Source organism: Plantactinospora sp. CNZ320, from assembly GCF_002846275.1.
On record NZ_PJMP01000001.1, the window covers coordinates 1175020 to 1198979 of the forward strand.

The 23960-nt window shown below is 73.4% G+C and carries 22 protein-coding genes and 1 pseudogene; 12 read left to right on the forward strand and 11 right to left on the reverse strand.

Annotated features, from left to right (window positions below; translation table 11 throughout):
* Positions 1-70: 70 nt before the first annotated feature.
* The 3 genes from CLT71_RS05025 to CLT71_RS05035 all read right to left on the reverse strand — a co-directional run bounded on the left by CLT71_RS05025 (position 71) and on the right by CLT71_RS05035 (position 2849).
* Positions 71-805, reverse strand: coding sequence for an MSMEG_4193 family putative phosphomutase (locus tag CLT71_RS05025; protein ID WP_101371152.1), 735 nt, complete (start codon positions 803-805; stop codon positions 71-73).
* A 93-nt stretch (positions 806-898) separates the two neighbouring features.
* On the reverse strand, positions 899-1732 hold the full coding sequence (locus CLT71_RS05030) for an undecaprenyl-diphosphate phosphatase (RefSeq protein WP_101371153.1): 834 nt from the start codon (positions 1730-1732) through the stop codon (positions 899-901).
* 64 nt (positions 1733-1796) lie between these two features.
* Positions 1797-2849, reverse strand: a complete 1053-nt coding sequence (locus CLT71_RS05035) for an LLM class F420-dependent oxidoreductase (RefSeq protein WP_101366074.1) — start codon at positions 2847-2849, stop codon at positions 1797-1799.
* Between the two features lie 181 nt (positions 2850-3030).
* Here CLT71_RS05035 and CLT71_RS05040 point away from each other — a divergent pair, with 181 nt between their 5' ends.
* Together CLT71_RS05040 and CLT71_RS05045 are read left to right on the forward strand one after the other, a co-directional pair.
* Positions 3031-4002: an aldo/keto reductase gene (locus CLT71_RS05040; protein ID WP_101366075.1), complete on the forward strand. Its 972-nt coding sequence runs from the start codon at positions 3031-3033 to the stop codon at positions 4000-4002.
* A 100-nt stretch (positions 4003-4102) separates the two neighbouring features.
* Positions 4103-4294 carry a DUF5703 family protein gene (locus CLT71_RS05045; protein WP_101366076.1) on the forward strand — a complete coding sequence of 64 codons (192 nt, stop codon included), beginning with the start codon at positions 4103-4105 and terminating at the stop codon, positions 4292-4294.
* A 6-nt stretch (positions 4295-4300) separates the two neighbouring features.
* On the opposite strand, the gene CLT71_RS05050 is transcribed toward CLT71_RS05045, so the two are convergent.
* Together CLT71_RS05050 and CLT71_RS05055 are read right to left on the reverse strand one after the other, a co-directional pair.
* Complete coding sequence (locus tag CLT71_RS05050; protein ID WP_101366077.1) at positions 4301-4969, reverse strand: hypothetical protein; 669 nt, start codon at positions 4967-4969, stop codon at positions 4301-4303.
* Positions 4970-5141: 172 nt separating this feature from the next.
* Positions 5142-6470 carry a M20/M25/M40 family metallo-hydrolase gene (locus CLT71_RS05055; protein ID WP_101371154.1) on the reverse strand — a complete coding sequence of 443 codons (1329 nt, stop codon included), beginning with the start codon at positions 6468-6470 and terminating at the stop codon, positions 5142-5144.
* A gap of 154 nt (positions 6471-6624) precedes the next feature.
* Between CLT71_RS05055 and CLT71_RS05060 the strand changes: the two genes are divergently transcribed.
* The 4 genes from CLT71_RS05060 (at position 6625) to CLT71_RS05085 (ending at position 10100) form a co-directional block, all read left to right on the forward strand.
* Positions 6625-7284, forward strand: a complete 660-nt coding sequence (locus CLT71_RS05060) for a hemerythrin domain-containing protein (protein WP_101366078.1) — start codon at positions 6625-6627, stop codon at positions 7282-7284.
* An 88-nt stretch (positions 7285-7372) separates the two neighbouring features.
* Positions 7373-8053, forward strand: coding sequence for a ThuA domain-containing protein (locus tag CLT71_RS05065; RefSeq protein ID WP_101366079.1), 681 nt, complete (start codon positions 7373-7375; stop codon positions 8051-8053).
* A 94-nt stretch (positions 8054-8147) separates the two neighbouring features.
* Positions 8148-9119: a LysR family transcriptional regulator gene (locus CLT71_RS05070; protein ID WP_101366080.1), complete on the forward strand. Its 972-nt coding sequence runs from the start codon at positions 8148-8150 to the stop codon at positions 9117-9119.
* A gap of 744 nt (positions 9120-9863) precedes the next feature.
* On the forward strand, positions 9864-10100 hold the full coding sequence (locus CLT71_RS05085) for a hypothetical protein (protein WP_101366083.1): 237 nt from the start codon (positions 9864-9866) through the stop codon (positions 10098-10100).
* Between the two features lie 79 nt (positions 10101-10179).
* On the opposite strand, the gene CLT71_RS05090 is transcribed toward CLT71_RS05085, so the two are convergent.
* The 3 genes from CLT71_RS05090 to CLT71_RS05095 all read right to left on the reverse strand — a co-directional run bounded on the left by CLT71_RS05090 (position 10180) and on the right by CLT71_RS05095 (position 13453).
* Complete coding sequence (locus tag CLT71_RS05090; protein ID WP_101366084.1) at positions 10180-10530, reverse strand: DUF3140 domain-containing protein; 351 nt, start codon at positions 10528-10530, stop codon at positions 10180-10182.
* Positions 10530-10694, reverse strand: a complete 165-nt coding sequence (locus tag CLT71_RS36900) for a hypothetical protein (protein ID WP_158242175.1) — start codon at positions 10692-10694, stop codon at positions 10530-10532. The genes CLT71_RS05090 and CLT71_RS36900 overlap by 1 nt, the downstream gene beginning before the upstream one ends.
* Before the next feature lie 191 nt (positions 10695-10885).
* Complete coding sequence (locus CLT71_RS05095; protein ID WP_101366085.1) at positions 10886-13453, reverse strand: ATP-dependent Clp protease ATP-binding subunit; 2568 nt, start codon at positions 13451-13453, stop codon at positions 10886-10888.
* Between the two features lie 131 nt (positions 13454-13584).
* Here CLT71_RS05095 and CLT71_RS05100 point away from each other — a divergent pair, with 131 nt between their 5' ends.
* From CLT71_RS05100 to CLT71_RS05125, 5 genes are all read left to right on the forward strand, one after another.
* Complete coding sequence (locus tag CLT71_RS05100; protein WP_101366086.1) at positions 13585-13986, forward strand: PIN domain-containing protein; 402 nt, start codon at positions 13585-13587, stop codon at positions 13984-13986.
* Between the two features lie 239 nt (positions 13987-14225).
* Positions 14226-14486 (forward strand): hypothetical protein, encoded by a 261-nt coding sequence (locus CLT71_RS05105; protein ID WP_101366087.1) that lies wholly within the window; start codon positions 14226-14228, stop codon positions 14484-14486.
* Positions 14487-14494: 8 nt separating this feature from the next.
* Complete coding sequence (locus CLT71_RS05110) at positions 14495-15361, forward strand: hypothetical protein (protein ID WP_101366088.1); 867 nt, start codon at positions 14495-14497, stop codon at positions 15359-15361.
* The gene (locus tag CLT71_RS05115; protein WP_486483062.1) at positions 15354-18185 is read left to right on the forward strand and encodes an FtsK/SpoIIIE domain-containing protein; all 2832 of its coding nucleotides are present in this window, start codon (positions 15354-15356) and stop codon (positions 18183-18185) included. The genes CLT71_RS05110 and CLT71_RS05115 overlap by 8 nt, the downstream gene beginning before the upstream one ends.
* Positions 18182-18856: a hypothetical protein gene (locus CLT71_RS05125; RefSeq protein WP_101366089.1), complete on the forward strand. Its 675-nt coding sequence runs from the start codon at positions 18182-18184 to the stop codon at positions 18854-18856. Before CLT71_RS05115 ends, CLT71_RS05125 begins: the two co-directional genes overlap by 4 nt.
* 53 nt (positions 18857-18909) lie before the next feature.
* On the opposite strand, the gene CLT71_RS05130 is transcribed toward CLT71_RS05125, so the two are convergent.
* The 3 genes and pseudogenes from CLT71_RS05130 to CLT71_RS05140 all read right to left on the reverse strand — a co-directional run bounded on the left by CLT71_RS05130 (position 18910) and on the right by CLT71_RS05140 (position 22135).
* Positions 18910-20349, reverse strand: a complete 1440-nt coding sequence (locus tag CLT71_RS05130) for a JmjC domain-containing protein (protein WP_101366090.1) — start codon at positions 20347-20349, stop codon at positions 18910-18912.
* A gap of 78 nt (positions 20350-20427) precedes the next feature.
* A pseudogene (locus tag CLT71_RS05135) lies at positions 20428-20727 on the reverse strand (hypothetical protein); the annotation flags it as partial.
* 385 nt (positions 20728-21112) lie between these two features.
* Complete coding sequence (locus CLT71_RS05140; RefSeq protein WP_101366091.1) at positions 21113-22135, reverse strand: LacI family DNA-binding transcriptional regulator; 1023 nt, start codon at positions 22133-22135, stop codon at positions 21113-21115.
* Between the two features lie 257 nt (positions 22136-22392).
* Here CLT71_RS05140 and CLT71_RS05145 point away from each other — a divergent pair, with 257 nt between their 5' ends.
* Positions 22393-23925, forward strand: a complete 1533-nt coding sequence (locus tag CLT71_RS05145; RefSeq protein WP_101366092.1) for a glycoside hydrolase family 43 protein — start codon at positions 22393-22395, stop codon at positions 23923-23925.
* The last annotated feature ends 35 nt before the right edge of the window (positions 23926-23960 follow it).

A 23960-nucleotide genomic window follows, 5' to 3' on the forward strand; every position in this document is an offset into this window, starting at 1 on the left:
ACCACGGCGCGCAGCCCACCGACCCGAATCACCGTACGCCCCGGTCCGGTCGCTGCGGGGCATCGCCCGGTCACCGCTGCCGCCCCTCGGGGCCGGTCGAGCCGGCGCCGGCCACGCCCACCCCACCGCCGACCGCGGCGTCCGAGGAGACCGCGCGGGCGCGGCGGCGCCGGGTGGGGCGCGGCGGAACCAGGCTGGTCAGATCACCGCCGGTGTCGTTGAGCCGCAGCAGGAAGGGGCGCACAGGGGTGTAGCGGATCCCGGTCACCGAGCCAGGATCGGCCACGATCCGCTGGAACTGGTCCAGGTGTACGCCCATCGCGTCCGCCACGATCGCCTTGATCACGTCGCCGTGGCTGCACGCCAGCCAGACCGCCTCCGGCCCGTGCTCGGCGGTGATCCGGTCATCCCATTGGCGTACCGCCGCCACCGCCCGGGCCGCCATCCCGGCCATCGACTCCCCGTCGGGGAAGACGACCGCGCTCGGGTGCTGCTGCACCACCTGCCACAGTGGATCCTTGGCCAGCTTCTTCAACGGCTGGCCCTGCCAGGCGCCGTAGTCGCACTCGACGAGCCCCTCCTCGACCGTCGGTACGGCGTCCGGCAGCGCCAGCTCCAGCGTCTGCCGGCACCGGATCAGCGGGCTGGTCACCACCGCCGCCAGCGGGATCGCCCGGAGCCGGCCGCCCACCGCGGTCGCCTGGGCCCGGCCGGTCTCGTCGAGTTCCACGGGTTGCCGTCCGGCCAGGCCGCCGTCGGCGTTAGCCGTGGTCCGGCCGTGCCGGAGGAGCAGAAGGGTCGCCACGACCACACCCTACGTTCCGGCCGTCCGGCCGCCCCGGCGAGCCGCCAGGTCGACCGGACGTGCGGGTCGGTCAGGTGACGATGATCGTGCCGGTCAGGTCGCGCTGATCGTGCCGGTCAGCAGCAGGGCCAGGACCAGGCTGCCCAGTGCCACCCGGTAGAGCACGAAGACGTAGAGGGTGTGGTGCGCGACGTAGCGCAGCAGCCAGGCGATGGCGGCGTAACCGACGCCGAAGGCGATCACCGTGGCCACGATCATCTGGGCCGGGGTCGGGATCGAGCCGCCGCCCGAGGTGTCGAAGACGTCCGGCAGGCTGAAGATCCCGGACATCACCACCGCCGGGATGGCCAGCAGGAACGAGTACCGGGCCGCCGCCTCGCGGGTCAGGTTGAGGAAGAGCCCGGCGGTCAGCGTGCCGCCGGACCGGGACACCCCGGGGATCAGCGCCATCGCCTGGGCGAAGCCCATCACGATGCCGTCGCGCATGGTGAAGTTCTCCAGCCGGCGGGTCTGCCGGCCCCAGTACTCGGCGAAGGCGAGCACGAAGGCGAAGACGATCAACGTGGTCGCGACCAGCCACAGGTTCCGGGCCGCCGTCCGGATCTGGTCCTTGAAGAGGAGGCCGAAGATGCCGATCGGGATCGAGCCGACGATGACGTACCAGCCCATCCGGTAGTCGAGACTCGACCGGACCGAGGAGTCCCAGATCCCGACCACCCAGACCCGGGTGATCCGCCAGATGTCCTTGGCGAAGTAGAGGAGCACGGCGGCCTCGGTGCCGAGCTGGGTGACCGCGGTGAACGACGCACCGGCGTCCTGGTCGAAGAAGATCGCCGAGGTGATCCGCAGATGGCCGGAGGAACTGACCGGCAGGAACTCGGTGAGGCCCTGGACGATCCCCAGGACGATTGCCTCGATCCAGCTCACCCGCGCACCCCGCTCGTCCCGGTACCCCGCCGCCGCACCGCCGGCCCGTGCTGACCCGGCCCGCTCACTCGCCGACCCCGGCGAGTTCCAGCGCCTCGGCACAGGTACGCAGGGTCTCGATCCCGCTCTCCGCGTCGGCGACGAAGAGGGTGAGCGAGAGGGTGGTGACGCCGGCGGCGGCGTACTCGCGCATCCGGTCGGCGATCCGCTCCTTCGGGCCGAGCAGGGAGGTCCGGTCGATGAACTCGAGTGGTACGGCCGCTGCGGCGTCGCGCTGCCGCTTGGCCAGATAGAGGTCCTGCACCTCGCGGGCGGCGTCGCCGTACCCCATCCGGGTGGCGAGCTGGTTGTAGAAGTTCTGCTCCCGGCTGCCCATCCCGCCGACGTAGAGCGCGGCGTACCAGCGGACCAGCTCGGCGCAGGCGGCGACGTCGTCACCGATCACCACCGGCACGCTCGGCACCACGTCGAAGCCGGCGAGTGCCCTGCCGGCCCTGGCCCGACCGGTCGCCACCGCACCGAGCTGCTCGGCGGCGAACTCCGGGGCGAAGAAGATCGCCAGCCAGCCGTCGGCGATCTCACCGGCGAGTTCGAGGTTCTTCGGCCCCACCGCGGCCAGGTAGATCGGGATCTCCTCGCGCGGCGGATGGAACCCGAGCCGGAGCGCCTTTCCGGGGCCGTCCGGCAGTGGCAGCCGGTAGTGCGCACCGTCGTACTCCACCGGCTTGCGGGCGATGGCCAGTTTGACGATGTCGACGTACTCCCGGGTCCGGGCCAGCGGCTTGGCGAACCGCACCCCGTGCCAGCCCTCCGAGACCTGTGGGCCGGAGACGCCGAGACCGAGCCGGAACCGGCCGCCGGAGACCGCGTCGATGGTGGCGGCGGTCATCGCGGTCGCCGCCGGGCTGCGCGCCGGGATCTGCATCACCGCCGAGCCGACGTCGATCCGCTCGGTCTGCCCGGCCAGCCAGGCCAGCATGCTGGGCGAGTCCGAGCCGTACGCCTCCGCCGCCCAGACCACCGAGTAGCCGAGCCGGTCCGCCTCCCGGGTGAGGGCGAGATGGTCCGCCGGAGTGCTCCACGCCGTCTGGTATCCGAGGCTGAGCCCGAGTCGCACTGCTTCTTCTCCCCCATCCGTGGCGCAAGTCGCATCAGGGTACGCAATGACGCCCGGACGCCCTCCGCTGACCCGCCGATGCCGGACCCGTGCCTGGACGTCGTTTTTGTACTGGACGACCCGCACGGGGATGGCGGGAGCGAGGATATCGGCGGGGCGATGTTCTGAATAAGGTTCAACCATGCAACTGCGACCGCTCGGCCGAAGCGGGCTGGCGGTTTCCCGGCTCGCGCTCGGCACCATGACCTGGGGTCGGGACACCGATGCGGACGACGCTGCCGCCCAACTGAAGAGTTACCTGGACGCCGGGGGCAACATCGTCGACACGGCCGACGTCTACGGCGACGGTGACGCCGAGGCGGTGATCGGCTCGCTGCTCGGCACCCTGGTCCCCCGCGACGACCTGCTGATCGCCACCAAGGCCGGGCTGCGGCCCGGTCCCGGGCGCCGCCGGGACACCTCCCGGGGCCACCTGCTGCGCACCCTGGACGCCTCGCTGCGCCGGCTCGGCACCGACCACGTCGACCTGTGGCAGGTGCACGGCCACGATCCGGCCACCCCGCTGGAGGAGACGCTCGCCGCCTTGGACCATGCGGTGACAAGCGGCCGGGTGCGCTACGTCGGGGTCTCCAACTTCTCCGGCTGGCAGACCGCCCGGGCCGCCACCTGGCAGGCGGCGTTCCCCGGCCGGGCGCCGGTGGTCGCCGCCCAGGTGGAGTACTCGCTACTCGAACGCGGCATCGAGCGGGAGCTGCTGCCCGCCTGCGAGGAGCTGGGGCTCGGCGTGCTGCCCTGGTCACCGCTTGGCCGTGGGGTGCTGACCGGGAAGTACCGGCACGGCCGTCCGGCCGACTCCCGGGCCGCCTCGGCGCACTTCGAACCCTTCGTCGCCCGCTATCTGGAGCCGCGCTGCTCCAGCATCGTGGAGGCGGTGGCGACCGCCGCCGGTGGCCTCGGCGTGTCACCGCTGGAGGTGGCGCTGACCTGGGTCCGGGACCGGCCCGGGGTGGTCGCCCCGATCCTCGGCGCCCGCACCGTGGGTCAGCTGCTCGGCGCGCTCCAGGTGGAGCGGATGACGCTGCCACTGGAGATCACCCGTGCCCTGGACGACGTCTCGGCCGTCCCGGTCGGCTACCCGGAACGGGACAGCTGACCCCGGAACCGAACAGATGGGCCCGGAACGGGACACCGCACGCTCCACCGGGCGGGGGAAGGGCTGGTGCCGCCCCGGGAGCGTGGGCAGGATAGAGGACATGGACTACGAATACGCGCCATTGCGGTTACCGCCGAATGTCGACCGGAAGACCGCAATGGCGCAACTGGCGATCCAGGCCGAGTTCTCCGGCTGGGAGCTGGCCCGGGTGCGACTGTTCCGTGACGGCACCCGACAGGTGGTGCTGCGCCGTCGGGTGGCCAACCAGTCGCAACCGGGCCTCTCGTACTGAACCGTCCTACCGGGCCCGCTCGGTCTCCTCGTCGGAGTCCGACAGGAACGGGTGCTCGTCCAGCCGACCGACGAGCCGGTCGTCGGCCCCCGGCGTGAACGGTCCGCTGCTGTCCTCGTCGTCGAAGGACTCCAGGTCGAGCGGGACCGAGACCTCGCTGACCATCACCACGCCGTCCAGCGGCTCCAGCTCGGGGATGTCGAGGGCGCCCAGCGACCCGTCCCCACTCTGCAACAGCTCCAGCACCGCCTCGCCGACACCCTCGACCGCCGGCGCCTCCTCCTCGTCCGGTACGGCGGCCCGGCGGGCGGCCTGGGCCACCCGGAGCAGGGCGGCGACGCTCGGCACCCGGTAGTCGCGCCGGTGGCGTACGGAGAGGACCAGCGGGTGCGGGTCGCTCGGCTCGGAGCCGTCGGCACCGCCCAGCCCCACCCCGAAGCGCTCGTCCGCCTCGTCCGGGTCGATCGCCTCCACGTCCCACGGCGTGACCTCGCCGAAGGCGTCGAGCAGTTGCTCGTCGTACTCGTACGACGCGTTGTTGAGCTCGACGTACGCCTGCCAGACGGCATCGTCGTCGATCCGGCCCTCGGCGGCCCGGACGGCGGCGAGGTGCGCCCGGGCGGTCTCGATGACCCGTTCCAGGGCGGCGTCCAGCTCGGCGTGCTGGTCGGTCATGGTGTGGCCTGTCCCTTCGCTGCGATGTCACCGGCTGCCGAGCACGGCGCGGGCGCGGAGTCGTCACGCCGACGCGACCGGGACCGGGACCGGGACTGGGTGGAACCGGAAGTAGATGGATCAACCGGGGAACCGTAGACGAGTGCCGCCGGATGTGCCAGGCGGGCGGTGGTCAACTCTGCCGGAGGAACCGGTCGAGCACCCGCACGCCGAACTGTAGCCCGTCGACCGGCACCCGCTCGTCGATGCCGTGGAAGAGCGCGGAAAAGTTCAGGTCGGGCGGCAGCCGCAGCGGCGCGAAGCCGAAGCAGCGGATGCCGAGCTTGGCGAACGCCTTGGCGTCGGTGCCGCCGGAGAGCATGTACGGCACCGGCCGGGCACCCGGGTCCTCGGCCCGCAGCGCCGCCGCCATCGCGTCCACCAGGTCGCCGTCGAAGCTGGTCTCCAGCGCCGGCTGCCGCTGGACGTGCTCGATCTCGATGTCCGGCCCGATCACCTCGCGCAACTGCTCCAACAGCAGCTCCGACTGGCCGGGCAGGCTCCGGCAGTCGATGGTGGCGCTGGCCCGGCTGGGGATCACGTTGTCCTTGTAGCCGGCGGCCAGTCGGGTCGGGTTGGCGGTGTTCCGGATCGTGGCGCCGATCAGGTTGGCGATCGGCCCCAGCTTGGCGATGGCCAGCTCCGGGTCGTCCGGGTCGAGTTCGATGCCGAGCGCCTCGGAGACCTGCTCCAGGAAGGCCCGCACGGTCGGGGTGACCACGATCGGGAAACGGTGCCGGCCGACCCGGGCCACCGCCTCGGCCAACGCGGTGACCGCGTTGTCGTCGTGCACCATCGAGCCGTGCCCGGGGCGGCCCCGGGCGTGCAGCCGCAGCCACTCGATGCCCTTCTCGGCCGTCTCGATGAGATAGAGCCGCAGGTCGGGGCTGACCGTGTAGGAGAAGCCGCCGACCTCGCCGATCGCCTCGGTGGCGCCCTCCAGCAGTTCGGGGTGGCGTTCGACCAGGAAGTGCGCGCCGTAATCGCCACCGGCCTCCTCATCGGCGGTGAAGGCGAGCACCAGGTCGCGGGGTGGGCGTATCCCCGTGCGCTGCCAGTCGCGCACCACGGCGAGGACCATCGCGTCGAAGTCCTTCATGTCGATGGCGCCCCGGCCCCAGAGGTAGCCGTCGGCGATCTCGCCGGAGAACGGATGCACCGACCACTCGCTCGCGTCGGCCGGTACGACGTCCAGGTGCCCGTGCACCAGCAGCGCGCCCCGGCCCGGGTCGGTACCGGGGATCCGGGCGACCAGGCTGGTCCGGCCCGGCGCGGACTCGCGCAGGTGCGACTCCACACCGACCTCGGCGAGCTTCTCCGCCACGTACTCCGCGGCGACCCGTTCCCCGACGGTGGTCTCGGGGTCACCGGTGTTGCTGCTGTCGATCCGGAGCAGGTCCCGGCAGAGTTCGACGACCTCGTCGGCGGCGCTCGGGTGGGTGGACGCGGACTCGCTAGTCATGCGGTTCTTCATACCAGTCGGGCGGCGCCGCGCGTCCCGCCCCCACCCGGTGTCGGGTTTCGCCGCGCGGACCGCAGGGTACCTGCGGATGTCCGCCAACAGCGCCGGTCGATGGATGGGCCGGATCGGCGGACCTGGACAGAGGAGGCCAACCGTGAGCGTGCCACTGCCGCCACTGCCCCCGACCGGTGACGAGGAGGACTACCGGCCCGCCGGGCGCAGCATGGTGGAACTGCTCGCCGAGGAGCACGACCAGATCGTGGCACTCTGCGGGGAGCTGACCGAGGAGATCGCGCCGGAGCGGCGCAGCCAGGTCGCCGAGGTGTTGACCGCGACCGTCGCCCGGCATCTCTCCGGCGAGGAGCAGTACCTCTACCCGACGGTGCGCAGCGCGCTGCCCGACGGCGGCCCGCTGGCCGACCGGGAGCTGGCGGCGGACACCGACGTGCTGCGTACGCTGCGGGAACTCGCGCAGGTCACGCCGACCGAGCCGCGCTTCGCCGAACTCGCCGACGAGGTGACCGGGCAGCTTCGCCGGCACGCGTCGACGGCGTCGACGGAGATCTTCCCGGCGCTGCGGGCCGCGGCCACCGACGCGGAACTGATCCGGCTCGGCAACCGGGTGGAGATCGCCGAGGAGGCCGCGCCGACCCGGCCGCACCCGGACGCCCCGGCCACACCGCCGTGGAACCGGGTGGTCGAACCCGCGCTCGGCGTGGTCGACAAGGTACGCGACGCGGTGAGCGGCCGGCCGACGTACGTCGAGGATCTGGCGCCACCGGCGAGCACCGCGACCCCGCCGGCGGCGACCTGAACCACCGGCGGCGATGGCATGATCAGGCTCGGCCCGGCGTGGACTCCCGCGCCGGGCCGAGTCGCGTGGAGTGGACGGAGGCAGGGCGGTGCGGAACGCGTTGGTGGTCCGGGGCGGCTGGGAGGGGCACGTCCCGGTGGCCGCGACGGAGTTGTTCCTCCCGTTCCTCCGGGAGGCGGGCTTCACCGTGGAGGTTCACGACGACCTGGCCGTCTACGCCGATTCGGAACGGATGGCCGCCGCCGACCTGGTGGTGCAGTGCTGGTCGATCGGGACGGTGAGCGACGAGCAGGCGGCCGGACTGATCGCGGCGGTCCGGGCCGGTACCGGGTTCGCCGGTTGGCACGGCGGGATCGTCGGCGCCTTCCACCACAACGCGTACCACCAGCTGACCGGCGGGGTCTTCGTGCACCATCCGCCGGGCTTCCTCGACCACGAGCTGACGGTGTGCCCGGAGCGGGCCGACCATCCGATCGTCCGGGGCATCGGGACGGTACGGCTGCACACCGAGAAGTACTGGGTGCTCACCGATCCGCTCAACGACGTACTCGCGACGGTGACCTTCGACCCGGAGCCGGTCGCGGAGGTGGCGGGGGCGGAGCGTACCCCCTGGGACCGGTCGGTCACCCTGCCTGCGGTCTGGACCAGATCCTGGGGCGCCGGCCGGGTTTTCGTCTCGACGGTCGGGCACAAGCTCGACGATCTGACCCTGCCGCCGATCCGGACGATCACCGAACGGGGCATGCTCTGGGCCGCCCGTCAGAATTAGGTGTCCGTTCGGATGCAGTTTGGGTTTCCTTTGGGGGATCTTTCACTAGTCAAAGGGCTAGCCGTGAATCCCTTTCGGGTCCTACCGTCACGCTATGAACCTGGAGCTGCGGCACCTCAAGGTGGTCTGCGCGATCGCGGAGACGGGCAGCGTGACGAAGGCGGCCTCCACCCTGGGCCTGGCACAACCCGCGCTCACCGCACAGCTCCAGCGCATCGAGCGGACTCTCGGCGGCCCGCTGTTCGAGCGGGACCGACGCGGCGCCCGACCGACCGCGCTGGGTGAGCTGGTGCTGGCCCGGGCCCGGGTACTGCTGCCCGCCATGAAGGGGTTGCAGGACGAGGCCGCCCGGCTGGCCGGTACGGGCACCACGATGACCCGGTTCCGGTTCGGCGGGGTGAACAGTCCGATCCTCGGTGGACTGGTGCACCGGCTCGCCGCCGACCAGCCGCACGCGCAGATCAGCACCCACGCTTCCTGGTCGGTCGACGAGCTGGCCCAGATGGTGCTCAGCGGCCGGCTCGACTTCGTACTCTCCGGGGTCTGCGGCGACGCCGTACCGTCGGCGGAGTTCGGGCTGACCTGGCGGGCCGTGGCGATGGACGCCGTCTTCGTGCTGTTGCCGGAGGCGCATCCGCTGGCCGCCGACGACGAGGTGCACCTGGCGGCGCTCGCCGGGGAGCGCTGGGCGGCGGCGCCCGGTGACGGCTGCTTCGCCGACTGCTTCGTGGCGGCCTGCGCCCGGGCCGGCTTCACCCCGGCCAAGATCTACGAGACCGACATCCGCAGCTGCATCGACCTGGTCGAGGCGGGCGAGGCGATCGCGCTCGCCCAGGCCACCTTCCGGCCGGTCTCCGGACTGGTCACCCGCCCGCTGGCGCACACGCCGCTGCGCTGGCGGCTGTTGCTCGGCTGGCACCCGGACGCACCGGCGGCCGGCATCGCCGACCGGGTGCTCGGGCACGCCATCGCCGCCTACACCGACTCGCTGTCCCGTAACCCGAACTACCTCGCCTGGTTGGCCCGGAACCCGAGCTTCGGCCCACAGGACCTGGCCGCCGCCTGAGCACGGCCGGGTAGACGTGCTCGTCCGACTTGCGTTCCCGGTCGAGCCGGCCGAGGCCAGCGCGGCCCGGCGGGCAAGGAGGAGATCGTCCTCCACCCACCCATCCTCGCGGCCGACCGGGGTTGCTGCTGTGGAGATGTCGAGCGCGGTTGACGGTGCCGTAGGTGCCCGGTGGACGTGATACCAGGGTGTCATCATGATGACACCCTGGTATCACGTGCAGACCGGTGGTGCCCCCTCGACTCCGACCCGGGTGGGGGCCGCCACCAGATCAGGAGCTGCCCGACCGCCAGGAGCAGAGCGAACGGCAGCAGGGTCCAGACGCCCACCCGCTGAGCGACGGCGCCGGCCAGCCAGGGGAAGACCGCCCCGCCAATCACCGACACCCTGGCGACGGTGCGGTGCGCGGGATCCACGAGTCGAGCGGGTGCCCAAGATTACGAGGTTGCCGGCGGCCGGCGGAAGGGTGCACCCGGCCCGCCGGCGGGCGCGGTATGAGCCAGCCGGGATATCCCCCGGTCGATGGCGGCCGGTTACCTTGACGGTGCCCTGGCCGATCCAGAACCGCCGGTACCGAGCCGTCGAGTCCCGGCCGGCGGGACTGACCCCCGGTCGGCTGGGCGTCCGCCACCGTACGCCGTCCGGTTCCGGGCCGGGCGGCGCACGGCCCGACCGGTACCGGCCACCGCCGCCGACCGCCACGCCACTGGTGCGAAGCGGCCGGGAGCGGGTACCGGTACCGGCATGACCGACATGATCCCGCCCGAGGACGACCGGGAGACCGTACGCCGGGCCGCCGCCGCGCACACCGCAGCCTCCCGTGACGTCGAGGCGTTCCTCCGCCGGGTGCCGGCACTGCCGAGTCCCGAGGACGTCGCCGAGTACGCCGCGCTGCTGGCCCGGGAGGAGGCGCTGCGTACCCAGCGGACCGACGCGGCCGACTCGGCCGGGCTGAACGTGCCCTCCATCGGCGGCGCGTAGCCCGACCTGCAGCACGACCACGCCGCTGCCGCCTGGACGGCGAACGGCGTGGTCTGGCGGTCAGCGGGTGTGCCGGGCGCTACCGCTCGATCAGCGGGTCGTGGCCGAGGTCGAGCAGGGCCCGCCGCCACTGTTCGTCGGTCGCGCCGTCCGGGGGTCGGGTGTCGATCAGGTCCTGGATCTCGTCGACCGTCTCCCGCATCACCTGGATGTCACCGTCGGTCAGGTCGACCTTCCGCTTGCCCAGGATGGCGAGGATCTGCCGGCCGGGCTCCGGCAACCCGAGATCCGGGTCGGAGCCGAACGCCTGCTCGCCGGAGCCCTGGGTGAGCAGCCAGGTGCGCAGCTGTTCCGAGCTGACGTTGACGCGGTCGTGGAAGTCCTGCCACAACCGCTCCACCTCCGGCTCCACCCGTTGCTGCCGGGCCATCACGACTCCTCCGTCGACGGCGACGCGGACCGGTCCGGTTCCTCCTCGGTACGGTTGCGGCTCCCCCGGGGCGGCTGGGGACGCGCCGGACCGGTGGCGGCGGGTGGCCGCAGTACGGCGTCGGTCTTGGCGCTCTTCTCGCGGTTCTCCTCGGGTTGACTCACGTCGTTCCCCTCCTCTCGGCCCGGGCCCCGCCCGGCAGGTCGTACCGGTGGGTCCGGGTCCACGGTCATCGGGGCCCCGGCGCGGTGGCCACCCGCGGGCCCCAGGCTCCCGGCCAGCGGGCGCGGTCTCCGGCCCGGCCCGCCGGCCCGGTAGGTCCGCGGTCCGGGCGAACCGCCGGCCGGTCGCCGGCTCATCGGCCGTGCGTGGCGGTGGCCGGGCTGCGCCCGCCGGGCCGCTCCGCCGACACGTCGAAGGTCAGTTGACCGTCCCGGGCGCCCACCGTGACCCGCTGCCCCGGCTCCACGGTCCCGTCCAGCAGCATCCGGGAGAGCCGGTTGTCGACCTCCCGCTGGATCGTCCGGCGCAGCGGCCGGGCGCCGAACTGCGGCTCGTAGCCGTGCTCGGCGATCCAGTCCACCCCCTCGGTGGTGAACTCGACCCCGATGTCCTGGGCGCGCAGCCGTCGCCGGGTCTCGCCCAGCAGCAGTTCGGTGATCTGCCGGAGCTGCTGCGCCTCCAGGCGACGAAAGATGATCACCTCGTCGATCCGGTTCAGGAACTCCGGGCGGAACTGCTCCTGCAACCGGCGCATCAACCGGTCCCGCAGCTCGCTGTTCTCCTCCTCGGCCTCGCCTCCCGCGCCGCCGCCGAAGCCGACGCTGCGCTGGGTACCGGTGATCAGCTCGGAGCCGAGGTTGCTGGTCATGATCAGTACGCTGTTCCGGAAGTTCACCGTCCGGCCCTGGCTGTCGGTGAGCCGCCCGTCGTCGAGTACCTGCAACAGGATGTTGAAGACGTCCGGGTGGGCCTTCTCGATCTCGTCGAGCAGCACCACCGCGTACGGGCGACGCCGTACCGCCTCGGTGAGCTGCCCGGCCTCCTCGTAACCGACGTACCCGGGCGGGGCGCCGACCAGCCGGCTCACCGTGTGCCGCTCCTGGAACTCGCTCATGTCCAGCCGGACCATCCGGTCCTGCTCGCCGAAGAGTGCCTCGGCCAGCGCCCGGGCCAGTTCGGTCTTGCCGACCCCGGTCGGGCCGAGGAAGAGGAAGCTGCCCATCGGCCGGTCCGGGTCGGCCAGCCCGGCACGGGACCGCCGTACCGCCTCGGCTACCGCGCTCACCGCGTCGTCCTGGCCGACCACCCGCTCGTGCAGGTGCCCCTCCAGCCGGAGCAGCCGGTCCCGTTCCTCCTCGGTGAGCTGGCTGACCGGGATCCCGGTGGCTCGGGAGACCACCTCGGCGATCTCCTGCGGCCCCACCTCGGGCACCGACGGCTGGTCACCGTTGCCGTTCGCCCGGTTCAGCCGCTCGCGTACGTCGTGCAGCCGGTCGCGCAGTTCGGAGGCGCGCTCGTACTGCTCGTCGGCGACCGCCTGGTCCTTCTCCCGGCGTACCTCCTCCAGTTCCCGTTCCAGCTCCCGTACGTCCCCGGCCGGTGTCCGGGTACGCAGCCGCACCCGGGCACCGGCCTGGTCGATCAGGTCGATGGCCTTGTCCGGCAGGAACCGGTCGGTGACGTACCGGTCGGAGAGTTCGGCGGCGGCGACAAGCGCCTCGTCGGTGAACCGGACCTGGTGGTGCGCCTCGTAGCGGTCCCGCAGCCCGCGCAGGATGGCGACGGTGTCGTCCACACTGGGCTCCGGCACCAGTACCGGCTGGAACCGCCGGGCCAGCGCGGCGTCCTTCTCGATGTGCCGGCGGTACTCGTTGAGCGTGGTCGCGCCGATCACCCGCATGTCGCCGCGGGCCAGCGCCGGCTTGAGCATGTTGCTGGCGTCCATCCCGCCCTCGGCACCGGCACCGCCCGCGCCGACCAGGTTGTGCAGCTCGTCGAGGAAGATGATCAGTTCGTCGCCGTGCGCCCGGATCTCGTCGATGACCTTCTTCAGCCGCTCCTCGAAGTCGCCCCGGTAACGGGTGCCGGCGACCAGGCCGGCGAGGTCGAGTTGCACCACCCGCTTGCCGATCAGGGTCTGTGGCACGTCGCCGTCGCAGATCCGCTCGGCGAGCCCCTCGACGATGGCGGTCTTGCCGACTCCTGCCTCGCCGATCAGCACCGGGTTGTTCTTGGTACGCCGGGAGAGGATCTCCACCGCCTGTTCGATCTCGGCCATCCGGCCGATCACCGGATCGATCCCGTCGGCCTGGGCCAGGTCGGTGAGGTCCTGGCCGTACTGGTCGAGAGTCGGGGTGCCCCGGTCCGGCTTGGCGCCGCCGTTCCCACCGCCGCTGGCACTGGCGGCCTGCAACGACTGCGGCTGGATCCGGCCCGCCGCCAGCATCCGGCCGGCAGGTGACTCGGGGTTCAGCGGCAGGGCCATCAGGATGTGCTCCGGCCCGATGTACGAGGCACCCATCGCCCGGGAGAGCTGGTGCGCGTCGAGCAGCGCCCGCTTCGCCGCCGGGGTGAGGGACATGTTCGACGGCACCTGGCCGTGCTTGGCCGGCCGTTCCACCCGCTGCTCGCCGCCGAGCGCCCCGAGCAGCGCGTCCGGGTCGGCACCGGCCCGGGTGAGCAGGTCCCGCAGGGGTTCGCGTTGCAGCGCGGCCCAGAGCAGATGGTCGGTGTCCAGGTCGTTGCTGTTCGCCTGTGCCGCCCGGCGCGCCGCGTCCGCCAGCATCTCCCGGGCGTCCGCGGTCATCAGCCGGGTGATGTCGACCCGCTGCCCCTGCCGGCGGCTCTCTCCCCGGCCGAAGTAGCGGGCGAGGAACTCGTCCCACGGATCGGGGCCGAAGTCGCCGGGTCCCTGCGTCATCTCATGTCCCCCTCACGGGCGCGGGCACTGGCGTCCTCGGCTACCCGGCGGAAGGCCCGACAAACGCGCCCTGACCACGGGTGGGACGGGTGTGACCACGGATGGGACGGCTGTGGTGGCAGGCTGGGCGGATGGCAGTCGAACCTCTCCTCGTCGTGGACGCCGCCAACGTGGTCGGCTCCCGCCCGGACGGCTGGTGGCGGGACCGGGCCGGGGCGACCGCACGGTTGCGGGACCGGCTCGCGCCGATCGCCCGGGAGGGTCTGCCCGGGCTGCCTCCGCCGGTGGCGGTGGTGCTGGTGGTGGAGGGCGCGGCCCGCCGGGTGGAGCCGGCCGAGGGCGTCCGGGTGGTCGCGGCGGAGGGCTCCGGCGACGACGCAATCGTCGGCCTGGTCGGTGCGGAGGGCGCCGGCCGGAGCTGCGTGGTGGTCACCGCCGACCGGGCGCTGCGGGACCGCGTCACCGCGCTCGGTGCGCGGGTACGCGGACCGCGCTGGTTGTCCACCCCACCGGACCCGACACCGGAGGACTGACCCAGAGAAGCCTGGAAGTTGCTGGGCTGGACGGGGTCTGCCGGTGCCCGCCAGACAACTGTCAGGGATCCGACTGAGTAATCGTCCGGTGACACAAAGTGGGAGGAAGCGGGGCGGTTGGGCCGCCTCGACGGGGCCACCTGGGAACGGACAGCCGGGCAGCAAACGCCCAGGGCGCCGCAGAGCGCCGATCGGGATAAGCTCTAATTAGAGCCTTCCCGCCCCCAGGAGGTTTCGCCGTGGCGAGTGTCGCCGAGCTGAAAGCGGCCATCGACGCCGCACTGCAGCAGATCGGCGACGGCCAGGCCGCGGTGCAGGCTGCCAGCGAGAAGCTCGCCGAGGCCCAGCAGACCCTGGCGGGCGCGCTGGAGGGAAGTGGACACTCCACTGTCGACGCCGCGCAGGCGTCACTGTCGCAGGCCGCCCAGGAGTTGGAGGAGTGCCTCGCCGCGACGCTCGCGGCCGTCGAACACGCCCAGCTCTACGTCTCGACACTGTAGAGCGGCGGATGTCGATCATCGAGGAGTTGGGCGCCCGGGTCCGGTCCGCCTCCGACGAACTGCCGGTCGAGCTGGTCATCAAGGCACTCGACCACCTGAAACTCGCCTCCGAGCGACTGCGCTGGGTTCGGCAGGAGTCGGCCGACCCGATGGGCGTACCCGAACTCTCGGCCGCCACCGAACACCTGGAGACGGCCGGACACGCGCTGCGGCTCGCCCAGGACCAGTTCGCGACGTACCTGGCCGCGATCGGGCTGGGCCGGGACGGCCCGCCCGCCGCCGGCCCACAGCGACCGGAAGGGCGCCCGGGCGCCCGGGGCCCGACGGACTCCTCCGGGCCGGTCCGGCGGGCCGGTCCCGCCGCGACCGGCGGCTGGTGGTCGGTCCGGGTCGCCGAACTCTTCGACCGGCGGGACACCCCGGCACCCGAGCCGGACCAGGAGATCACCGATCCGGAGGAGCTGCTCCGCCGGGTGACCAGCGGCGTCCGCTCCGGCGACCGGACCCGGCTGCACACCGAGTTGCGCGCCGTGGAGGCGAACGTCGGGCTGGGCCTCGCCTCGGTCGCCCCGCCGATGCTGCGGGACCTGGCCACCGCGCTGCTCGGCCACCCGCCCCGGGCGGCGGACCTGCCGAGACTGCGCCGCGAGGTCAGCGCAGGGGTGCAGGACCTGGTGCCGAACCTTCCGCCGGGCGTGCTCGACACCCTGCTCAGCCGCCTCTGCCGGATGCCGCCGCCGAAGGAACCGGTCGACCAGCCGCACCCGGCCGACCCGGCGGTCGCCGCCGGAGTCCTCACCGGACTGCTGATGCGCCGCCTCGGCGTCGACAAGCGCCCCGTCACCACTCGCGCACCCCGGGACACCCATGCCTGATCTACGGACCCAGCTCGTAGACCGGGTCCGCACCATGCTGTCGCACGCCCTGGGCGCGTCCCGGGCTCGGCTGACGGCGGCGCGGACCGAACTCGGCGGCGCACAGGACCGGTTGCGCCGGATCCGGGACGCCGCCGCCCGGGTACCCGACCGGGTCGGTGCGGAACGGGACCGCCGGGTGGCCGAGCTCTCCGACAGGTACGCGGCGGAGATCGGCCGACTCGCCAGCCGGGCCGCCGAGGCAGCCGCCCGGGAGGCGCCAGGTGCCGCCGGTACGGACTGGGCGGGCTGGCAACCGACCCCGGTAATCCGGGGCGAGGCACCCGGACCGCTGCGGATCGGCACCGTGCGGGTCGACGGCGGCGTGCCCGTACCGGCACTGGTGCCGCTGCTCGACGCCGGTCACGTACACCTCTCCGGAACCGACCGGCACGGCTGCGACGCGGTGGTGGCGGCGCTGCTGCTCCGGGCCCTGGGGCGGGCCGATCCCGGCGCGCTCCGGCTGGTCGGCTACGACCCGGAACATCTCGGCGGCGGGCTGGCCGGCTTCGCCCCGCTCTCCACCGCCGGGCTGCTCACCTTCGTCGGGCCGGGCGGCCTGGCCCGGCTTCTCGACGACCTCGTCGATCAGATCCGCCGGATCAACGAGACGGTGCTGGCCGGCGAGTACTCCTCACTGCGCGAGCTGGCGGCGGCGACCGGCCGGCGCCCCGAGCCGTGGCGGGTCGCGGTGCTGCTCGGCGGCGACGAACTCTCCCGGCACGAGCGGGGCCAACTCGACCGGGTGGCCCGGACCGGCGCCGCCTGCGGCGTGCACCTGGTGGTACGCGGCATCGAGCTGCCCGGCGAGCCGGACGTGCACCGGGTGGTGGTCGACGACGGCACCGCCTGGCTGGACGCCTGTCCCGACCTGCCGGTGCTCCCCGACCCGGCTCCGCCGGCCGCCCTGGTCACCGAGACCTGCCGGGAGGTGGCGACCCGGGTCAACGCCGGCCCGCCGCCGACGCCCTTCACCGACCTGCTGCCGCCGGCCGACCAGATGTGGCGGGAGGACTCGGCCGCCGGCCTGGTCGCGCCGATCGGGGACGGTCCGCAGGGCCGGCCGGTGACGCTGACCCTTGGCGACTATCCGCCGCACGCGCTGATCGGCGGCCCTTCCGGCACCGGCAAGACCAACCTGATCTTCGCCTGGATCGGCTCGCTCGCCGCCCGGTACTCCCCCAACGAGCTGGAGTTCTATCTGCTCGACTTCAAGGAGGGGGTGTCGTTCGCCCGGTTCGCCCAGGGCCGGCGCGACCCGAGTTGGCTGCCGCACATGCGACTGGTCGGGATCAACGTCAACACCGACCGGGAGTTCGGGCTGGCCCTGCTGCGGTTCCTCGCCGAGGAGCTGCGCCGCCGGGCGGACGCCGCCAAGCGGCACGAGGTGACCAAGCTGGCCGAGCTGCGCGCGGTCGACCCGACCGGCCGCTGGCCGAGGATCGTCGCGGTGGTGGACGAGTTCCAGATGCTGCTGGCCGGTCGGGACGCGGTGGCCCGGGAGGCCGCCGACCTGCTGGAGGACCTGGCCCGGCGGGGCCGATCCCAGGGCATCCACCTGGTGCTGGCCTCGCAGGACGTCCGGGGCATCGAGGCGCTCTGGGGCCGGCCCGCGCTCGTCGCCCAGTTCACCCTGCGGATCGCGCTGCCCAAGGCGCTGCGCATCCTGGCCGAGCGCAACGACGCCGCCCAGGTGCTGCCCCGGCACCACGCGATCGTCAACGCCGAGTCCGGGATGTCCGAGGGCAACCAGGTGGCCCGGATCCCGGCGGCCAGCGACTGGGGCACCTGGAGCGACCTACAGCACCGGCTCTGGCGGATGCGCCCGCCCGACGCGGCACCGGCCCGGCTCTTCGACGGCGACGCGATCCCCCGGCTCGACGAGGCACCGGATTTCGTGGCGCTGCGGCCGCCGGGCGAACCGACCCCGGTCGGAGCCGTCCGGGACCGGGCGGCCGGCGGTGCGATCTGGCCCGACGGGATCGGGCCGGAGCGGGGCGGAGCGCCGAACGGCGGCACACCGGCGCCGGCCGGTGCGGACCGGCCCGGTGGCCCGGAACGGACCGGTGGCGGGGCCCGGGGACCGGTGGCGCTGCTCGGCGAGATCATCGACGTGCAGTCGCGCTCGGCCGGGATGCGGCTGCCCCGGGCACCCGGGCGGAACCTGGCGGTGCTGGGCACCGGAGTGGACGAGGCCTGTGCGGTGCTGGACGCGGCGGCCCGGTCACTGCGCCGCCAGCACCGCCCCGGTACGGCGCGGTTCTCCATCGCCTGCCTGGACCCGGACGCCGACACCGCCGCCCGGTCGCTCTACGAGGCGCTCGGCGCCGACGCCGCCTGGTACTCCGAGGAGGACATCGGCGAGCTGATGGCCGAAACCGCCGACGGGCTGGGCTCCGGGGGTGCGCCGGGCGAGCCGCACTACCTGCTGCTCTACGCCGTCGACGCGGCGGCCGGGCAGCTCGGCACCACCATCGGGCGGCGCTCCGGACTGGACCACCTGCGGCACGTGCTGCACAACGGGCCGGAGCGGCGTACCCACGTGCTGGCCTGGTGGCGGGGGGTGGCCCGACTGCGGGCGGATCTCGGCGGCCCGGCGTCGCGTACCGACCAGATCGGCGCCTGGGTCGCGCTCGACGTACAGGGCGGGGAGCTGACCTCTTCGCTCTATCCCGGGGCGGGCGGTGGCCCGGACTGGTACCCCCGGCCGTGGCGCGGGCTCTTCTTCGACCGCTCGGTGCACCGGACCGGTCAAGTGATCATCCCCTACGGACCGTCCCGATGAGCGGCGACCTGGAACGGGAGGCCGGCTACCCGCAGGCGATCCGGCGGCTCGCCGAGCTGACCGGCCGGGCCGAGGCGGAGCGCGCCGAGGCCGACGCCTGGTACGAGCGCCAGTGCGCCGCCGCCGAGCGGGCGGTACGCGACGCGGAGCAGGCGGTACGCCGGGCCGAGGCGGAGGTGGCCGCCGCCCAGCAGGAGGTGGACCGCACCGAGGCCGAGTCGATCCACCTGTGGAGCATCCTGCGCGGGCAGTTCGGGGCGGCGGACCGGCGGGTCGGCGAGCCACCGGTGCCGCGCAACGGGCTCGGCGTACCTGCCGACGTCGACGCGCTGCTCGACGGGGTCCGGGAGTTGCTGGACCGGGCCCGGAAACCGGGCGAGCTGCCGAGCGCCACCCGGCCACTGCTGGCGCTCTTCGGGGTGCTCGGCGCCACCGCCGCGTACGTCCTCGGGCTGGCCGCCCGGACCGTCGGCGACCGGTACGGCGGCGACCTGGCGGTGGCCATGCCGGTACTCGGGCTGCTGGTGACGCTGCTCGGCCCGGTCGTCGGGCTGGCGCCGGCCCGGGTACTCGCCGACCGGCGGCACGCCGGCCTGGACGTACGCTCCGCGCTGGTGGTCGTGGTCGCCGGCCTGATCACCACTGGCGCCCTCTTCGCCCTGCTCCGCTGACGTGTAAGGAAGGGCCCCCGCTTATACAAAAAGCGATAAGCGGGGGCCCTTCCTTACACCGGTACCGCGACTGCCTCGCGGAGCAGCCGCCGGGCCAGCACGATCCGGTCGGCGTCGTCGTCGAGTCCCGGCAGGTCGCCGACCCGCTCCACCTCGCCGGAGAGGAACGCCCGCAGTGCCGGCTCGCACTGGGCGGGGAAGGTCACCGTGCGGTCGAAGAGGGACAGCGTGACCCGACCGGGGTTGCCGTCCCCGTCGCCCGGCCGGCTCGTCAACCGCCAGTGCAGGCCGCCCCGGGGCAGCAGCCGGGTCCCGGCGTCCACCGCGGCGATCGCCGCCGCCTGGGCCAGTGGCCGGATCGGCGCCGGTCGGGCCGCCGGCCAGGCCCGGGCGCGTAGCCGGGCGGCGACGTCGCCCGGGTCGGCCCGCAGCAGCCAGTCCCGCAGCGCCTCGACGGTCTCGGTCAGCTCCGGCTCGACCTGGTCGGGCTCGGCCACGTCCATCCCGAACGGCAGCGTGGCGCGCAGTCGCGGATCCTCGGCGGCGAGTTCCAGCAGCGCCTCGACCATCGCGTACCGGGTGAGTGCCCGGACGCCGACGGTCAGGTGCAGGCTGCTCTCGTCCTGGGCCCGGGCGCTGTGCAGCCAGCCCCGGGGCAGGTAGAGCGCGTCACCGGGACCCAGCACCACGTCCAGCGCGGGTGGGCCGTCGGCGACCGCCGCGACCTCGTCGGCCCGGCCGCCCCACGGCTGCCGCTCCAGCGGGTCGGGCAGGACCGGCTCGTGGATCTGCCAGTGCTTGTGCCCGTCGACCTGCAGCACGAAGACGTCGTGCGTGTCGTAGTGGGTGGCGAAGCCCTGGTTGCCCGGCGGTGTCAGGTAGGCGTTCACCTGGAGTGGCTGGCCGAGTTCCCGGCTCAGCTCGCGGGTGAAGTCGATAAGTGGTGGCCAGGTCCGGTGCAGTCCCTGGAGTACCAGGGTGGCGCCGTCGGCGTAGAGCGCGAGTACCCGTTCGTCGAGCACCTGGTCGGTGATCTCGGCCCCGGCACCACCACCGCCGGTGTACTGCCCGCTGGGCAGCACCTGGCCGTTCTTCGCCACCCGCAGGAACGGGGTACGCAGTCCGCGCCGGCTGAGCAGCTCGTCGGCGTCGTACGGGCTGAGCAGGTCCCGGAAGCCGTCCGGGTTGCCGAGTTCGGTGGCCCGGGACAGCAGCGCGGCCCGTCCCCAGTACGCGGCGGCGAACTTCGCCGGCTCGACCGACACGCAGCGGGTGAGCGCCGATCCGCTGGCCGGGTGGGTGAGCGCCGCCGCGCCCGTGGACCGGGCCGGGCGACCGTCGCCGCCCGCCCCGGTCGCCGAATCGGGCCCTGCGACTGTCACCACCGCTGGTCGGGGTGTCCCCGCCGGCGGCGCGTCGGGCGGCTCCACCGGGGAAGCCGTCGGCCGGCGCCGTGCCGCGACCGTGCTGGTCGAGCCGTCGTACTCGGTCATCGTCCTGTGCTACCGGGCGGAGCTGTCGGCGCCGCCGTCGTCCTGCCCGGGGGTCGCGCCCGCGTCGGCCGGCCCCTCGGCGGCACCGTCCGCCCCGCCGTCGTGCTGCCCCGGGGTCGCGCCGCCGTCGGCCGGACCTTCGGCACTGCCGTCGGCGCCGCCGTCGTGCTGCCCCGGGGTCGCGCCGCCGTCGGCCGGACCTTCGGCACTGCCGTCGGCGCCGCCGTCGTGCTGCCCGGGGGTGGCTCCGGAGTCGGCCGGTCCTTCGGCGGCACCGTCCGCGCCACCGTCCCGGCCCAGCGGGTTGGCTCCGCCGTCGGCCGGACCCTCCCCACCGCCGCCGCCCGTGGTCCGGATGTCGTCGTCGTCGAGTCTCATCGGGTTGCTCCCTCGGGTCAGCGCCCCGCCGCGCCGGCCGGGCGTCGCTACGGCGGTGGTGGTACCCCGCACCGGATCATCTCTAACCCGGCAAACCGGTCCGCTCCCGTGCGGGAGTGACTCGCGACCCAGCGCAGCGGTGGTGGTCAGCCGGTACGGCAGGCGGCACGGTTCGGGGCAAAACGCGTGGTCGCCCGCGAGGGGACCCCGGACGGCCGGAGGGCGTGCCACACAGGCCCGGAAGACGTGCCACACCGGCCCGGAAGACGTGCCACACCGGCCCGGAAGACGTGCCACACCGGCCCGGAAAGCTGGCCGAACCGCCTCCACCGCTACCGGAAATCTCCCGGAAGTCAGGTGGACGGCTCCGGAGACGGGGCCGGGGTCAGCGGCGGGCGTACGGCGCCGAACTGTCCCGTACCACCAGGTCGGTGGAGAGTTCGACCCTGGGCGTGTCCAGCGGCTCGCCGCCGGCCAGCCGGAGCACCGTCCTGGCCGCCAGCAACCCCATCTCGGCCAGCGGCTGGCGCACGGTGGTGAGCGGCGGCGACGCCCAGCGCGCCTCGGGCAGGTCGTCGAAGCCGACCACGCTCACGTCGTCGGGCACCCGCAGGCCCCGCCGCCGGACCGCCTCGTACGCCCCGAACGCCATCTGGTCGCTGGAGGCGAAGATCGCCGTCGGTGGCTCGTCGAGGTCGAGCAGCGCGGCACCGCCTGAGTAGCCGGACTCGTGGTAGAAGTCGCCCGGCATGACCAGCTCGTCGCGCAGCGGGATGCCGGCGGCGTCCAGGGCGGCCCGGTAGCCGTCGAGTCGGGCCCGGCTACAGAGCAGGCGCGGCGGGCCGGCGATGAAGCCGATCCGGCGGTGGCCGAGCGAGAGCAGGTGCTCGGTGGCGCGCAGCCCGCCGGCCCAGTTCGTGGCGCCGATGGTGGGGATGTCGAGGTTGGGCACACCTGCGGGGTCGACGAGCACCATCGGCACGTTGAGCCGGCGCAGCTCGGCGTGCACCGGCGGGGCGAGGTCGCTGGCCACCAGGATCACCCCGTCGGTGGCCCGGGTGCGCAGGTTCTGCAGCCACTGCCGGGTCGAGGTGGAGCGGCGGTGGATCGCCGAGACCACCGTGCCGACGCCGGAGGCGTGCGCGACGTCCTCCACCCCACGGATGATCTCGACCGCCCAGGGGCTGTCCAGGTCGTTGAAGATGAGGTCGATCAGGCTCGCTCCGGCCCTCGGTCGGGTGGCCCGTCGGCGGTAGCCGTGCCGGCGGAGGAGTTCCTCCACCCGTTCCCGGGTCTGCGGCGCCACGTCGTTGCGGCCGTTGAGCACCCGGGAAACCGTCGGCACCGACACGCCCGCCTCCTGTGCGATGGCGGTGATCGTGATCCTGCGTCCTTCGTCGACCGTCACGAGGCAGCTCCTTCGTTGAGGGTTCAGCCTACGACCGAAACACTTTCGAGGGTGCACCGGCGTCGGTCACGCGCCCTCCCAGTATTTTGCCGCAGGTTCCGGGGTTGACTGACCGCACGGTGGGCCATAACGTTCCGATCGAGTTACGGAACAATTCCGGAAAGTTTACGCCGGAGAGGATCGTCAATGCCCCGTCTCGCCGCGTCCACGGTCCCTCCGGCTCGGGTGACCGGTGACCTGGCCGGGATCGAGTCCTGATGGCGACCTCCGGCGAGCCGGTGATCCCCGGCTTCCATCCGGACCCGAGCATCTGCCGGGTCGGCGACGACTACTACCTGGCCTGCTCGAGCTTCGAATACTTCCCGGGCGTGCCGATCTTCCACAGCCGGGACCTGGTGAGCTGGACCCAGCTCGGCAACGTCCTCGACCGGCCCAGCCAACTCGTGCTGCCGCCCGGCACCCCCTCCTCCGGCGGGGTCTACGCGCCCACCCTGCGGCATCACGACGGCAGGTTCTGGCTGATCACCTCGAACGTCCCGCACGGCGGGACGCTGCTGGTCACCGCCGAGGATCCGGCCGGCCGCTGGTCGGAGCCGGTGCACCTGCCCGACGTCCTCGGCATCGACCCCGACCTGGCCTGGGACGACGACGGCACCTGTTGGTGCACGGTCGCCGGCATCGACCAACTGCGGATCGACCCGGTCCGGGGCACGGTGCTGAGCCGGCCGAAACGGATCTGGTCCGGCACCCCTGGCGCGCAGGCCCCGGAGGCGCCGCACCTCTACCAGGTCGACGGCACCTGGTATCTGCTGATCGCCGAGGGCGGCACCGAACGCGGGCACGGCATCTCGGTGGCCCGGGCGCCGGCTCCGGACGGACCCTTCGAACCCTGCCCGGCCAACCCGATCCTCAGCCACCGCAGCACCGACCACCCGATCCAGAACACCGGACACGGTGACCTGGTGCAGGCCCCGGACGGCTCCTGGTGGTTGGTCTTCCTCGGGGTACGCGCCCGGGGCGGCACACCCGGCTGGCACGTACTCGGCCGGGAGACCTTCCTCGCCCCGGTCACCTGGTCCGACGGCTGGCCGGTGGTCGGGCCGGTCGGCGCGGTGCCGCGTACCCGCACCCTGTCCCCCGCGCCGGTGGGTGCCGCGCCGGTGCGGGACGACTTCGACACCACCGAGCTGCATCCCCGGTGGATCTCCGTCCGCACCCGGCCGCCGGAGGACGTCTCGCTGATCGAGCGCCCCGGCTGGCTGACCCTGCGGTCCCGGGGCAGTTCGCTGGACGAGCCGACGGTGACCTTCGTGGGCCGTCGGCAGGAGCAGCACGACGTCAGGGTGCGCGCCCTGGTCGACCCCGGGGTGGGCCGGGGCGGCCTGGCGGTACGCCTCGACGAGGCCCACCACTACGCGGTGGAGCTGGGCGACGGCGAGGTTTCGGTGCGAGCCCGGATCGGACCGCTCTGCCAGCGGCTCGGCAGCCGACCGGTGACCGGCCCGGTGGTGCTGCGCGTCGAGACCTGGTCCTCCGGGCCGGGCATGGACCATCCCCGGCAGGAGCCGGACGTGGTACGGCTCGGCTACGAGGTGCCCGGTGGCGAGTTCATCCTCCTCGCCGAACTCGACGGGCGCTACCTCTCCACCGAGGTGGCCGGCGGCTTCACCGGTCGGGTGATCGGCTGCTACGCGAGCGTCGACGCCATCGGGATCGACTGGTACGACTACCGGGTCCTCGGCTCGCTGGACCGGTCCGAGGTGGTCGACGACGATCTGGTCGACGCCTGAGCGACCCGACCATCCCCCGCCGGCATCAACCTCCC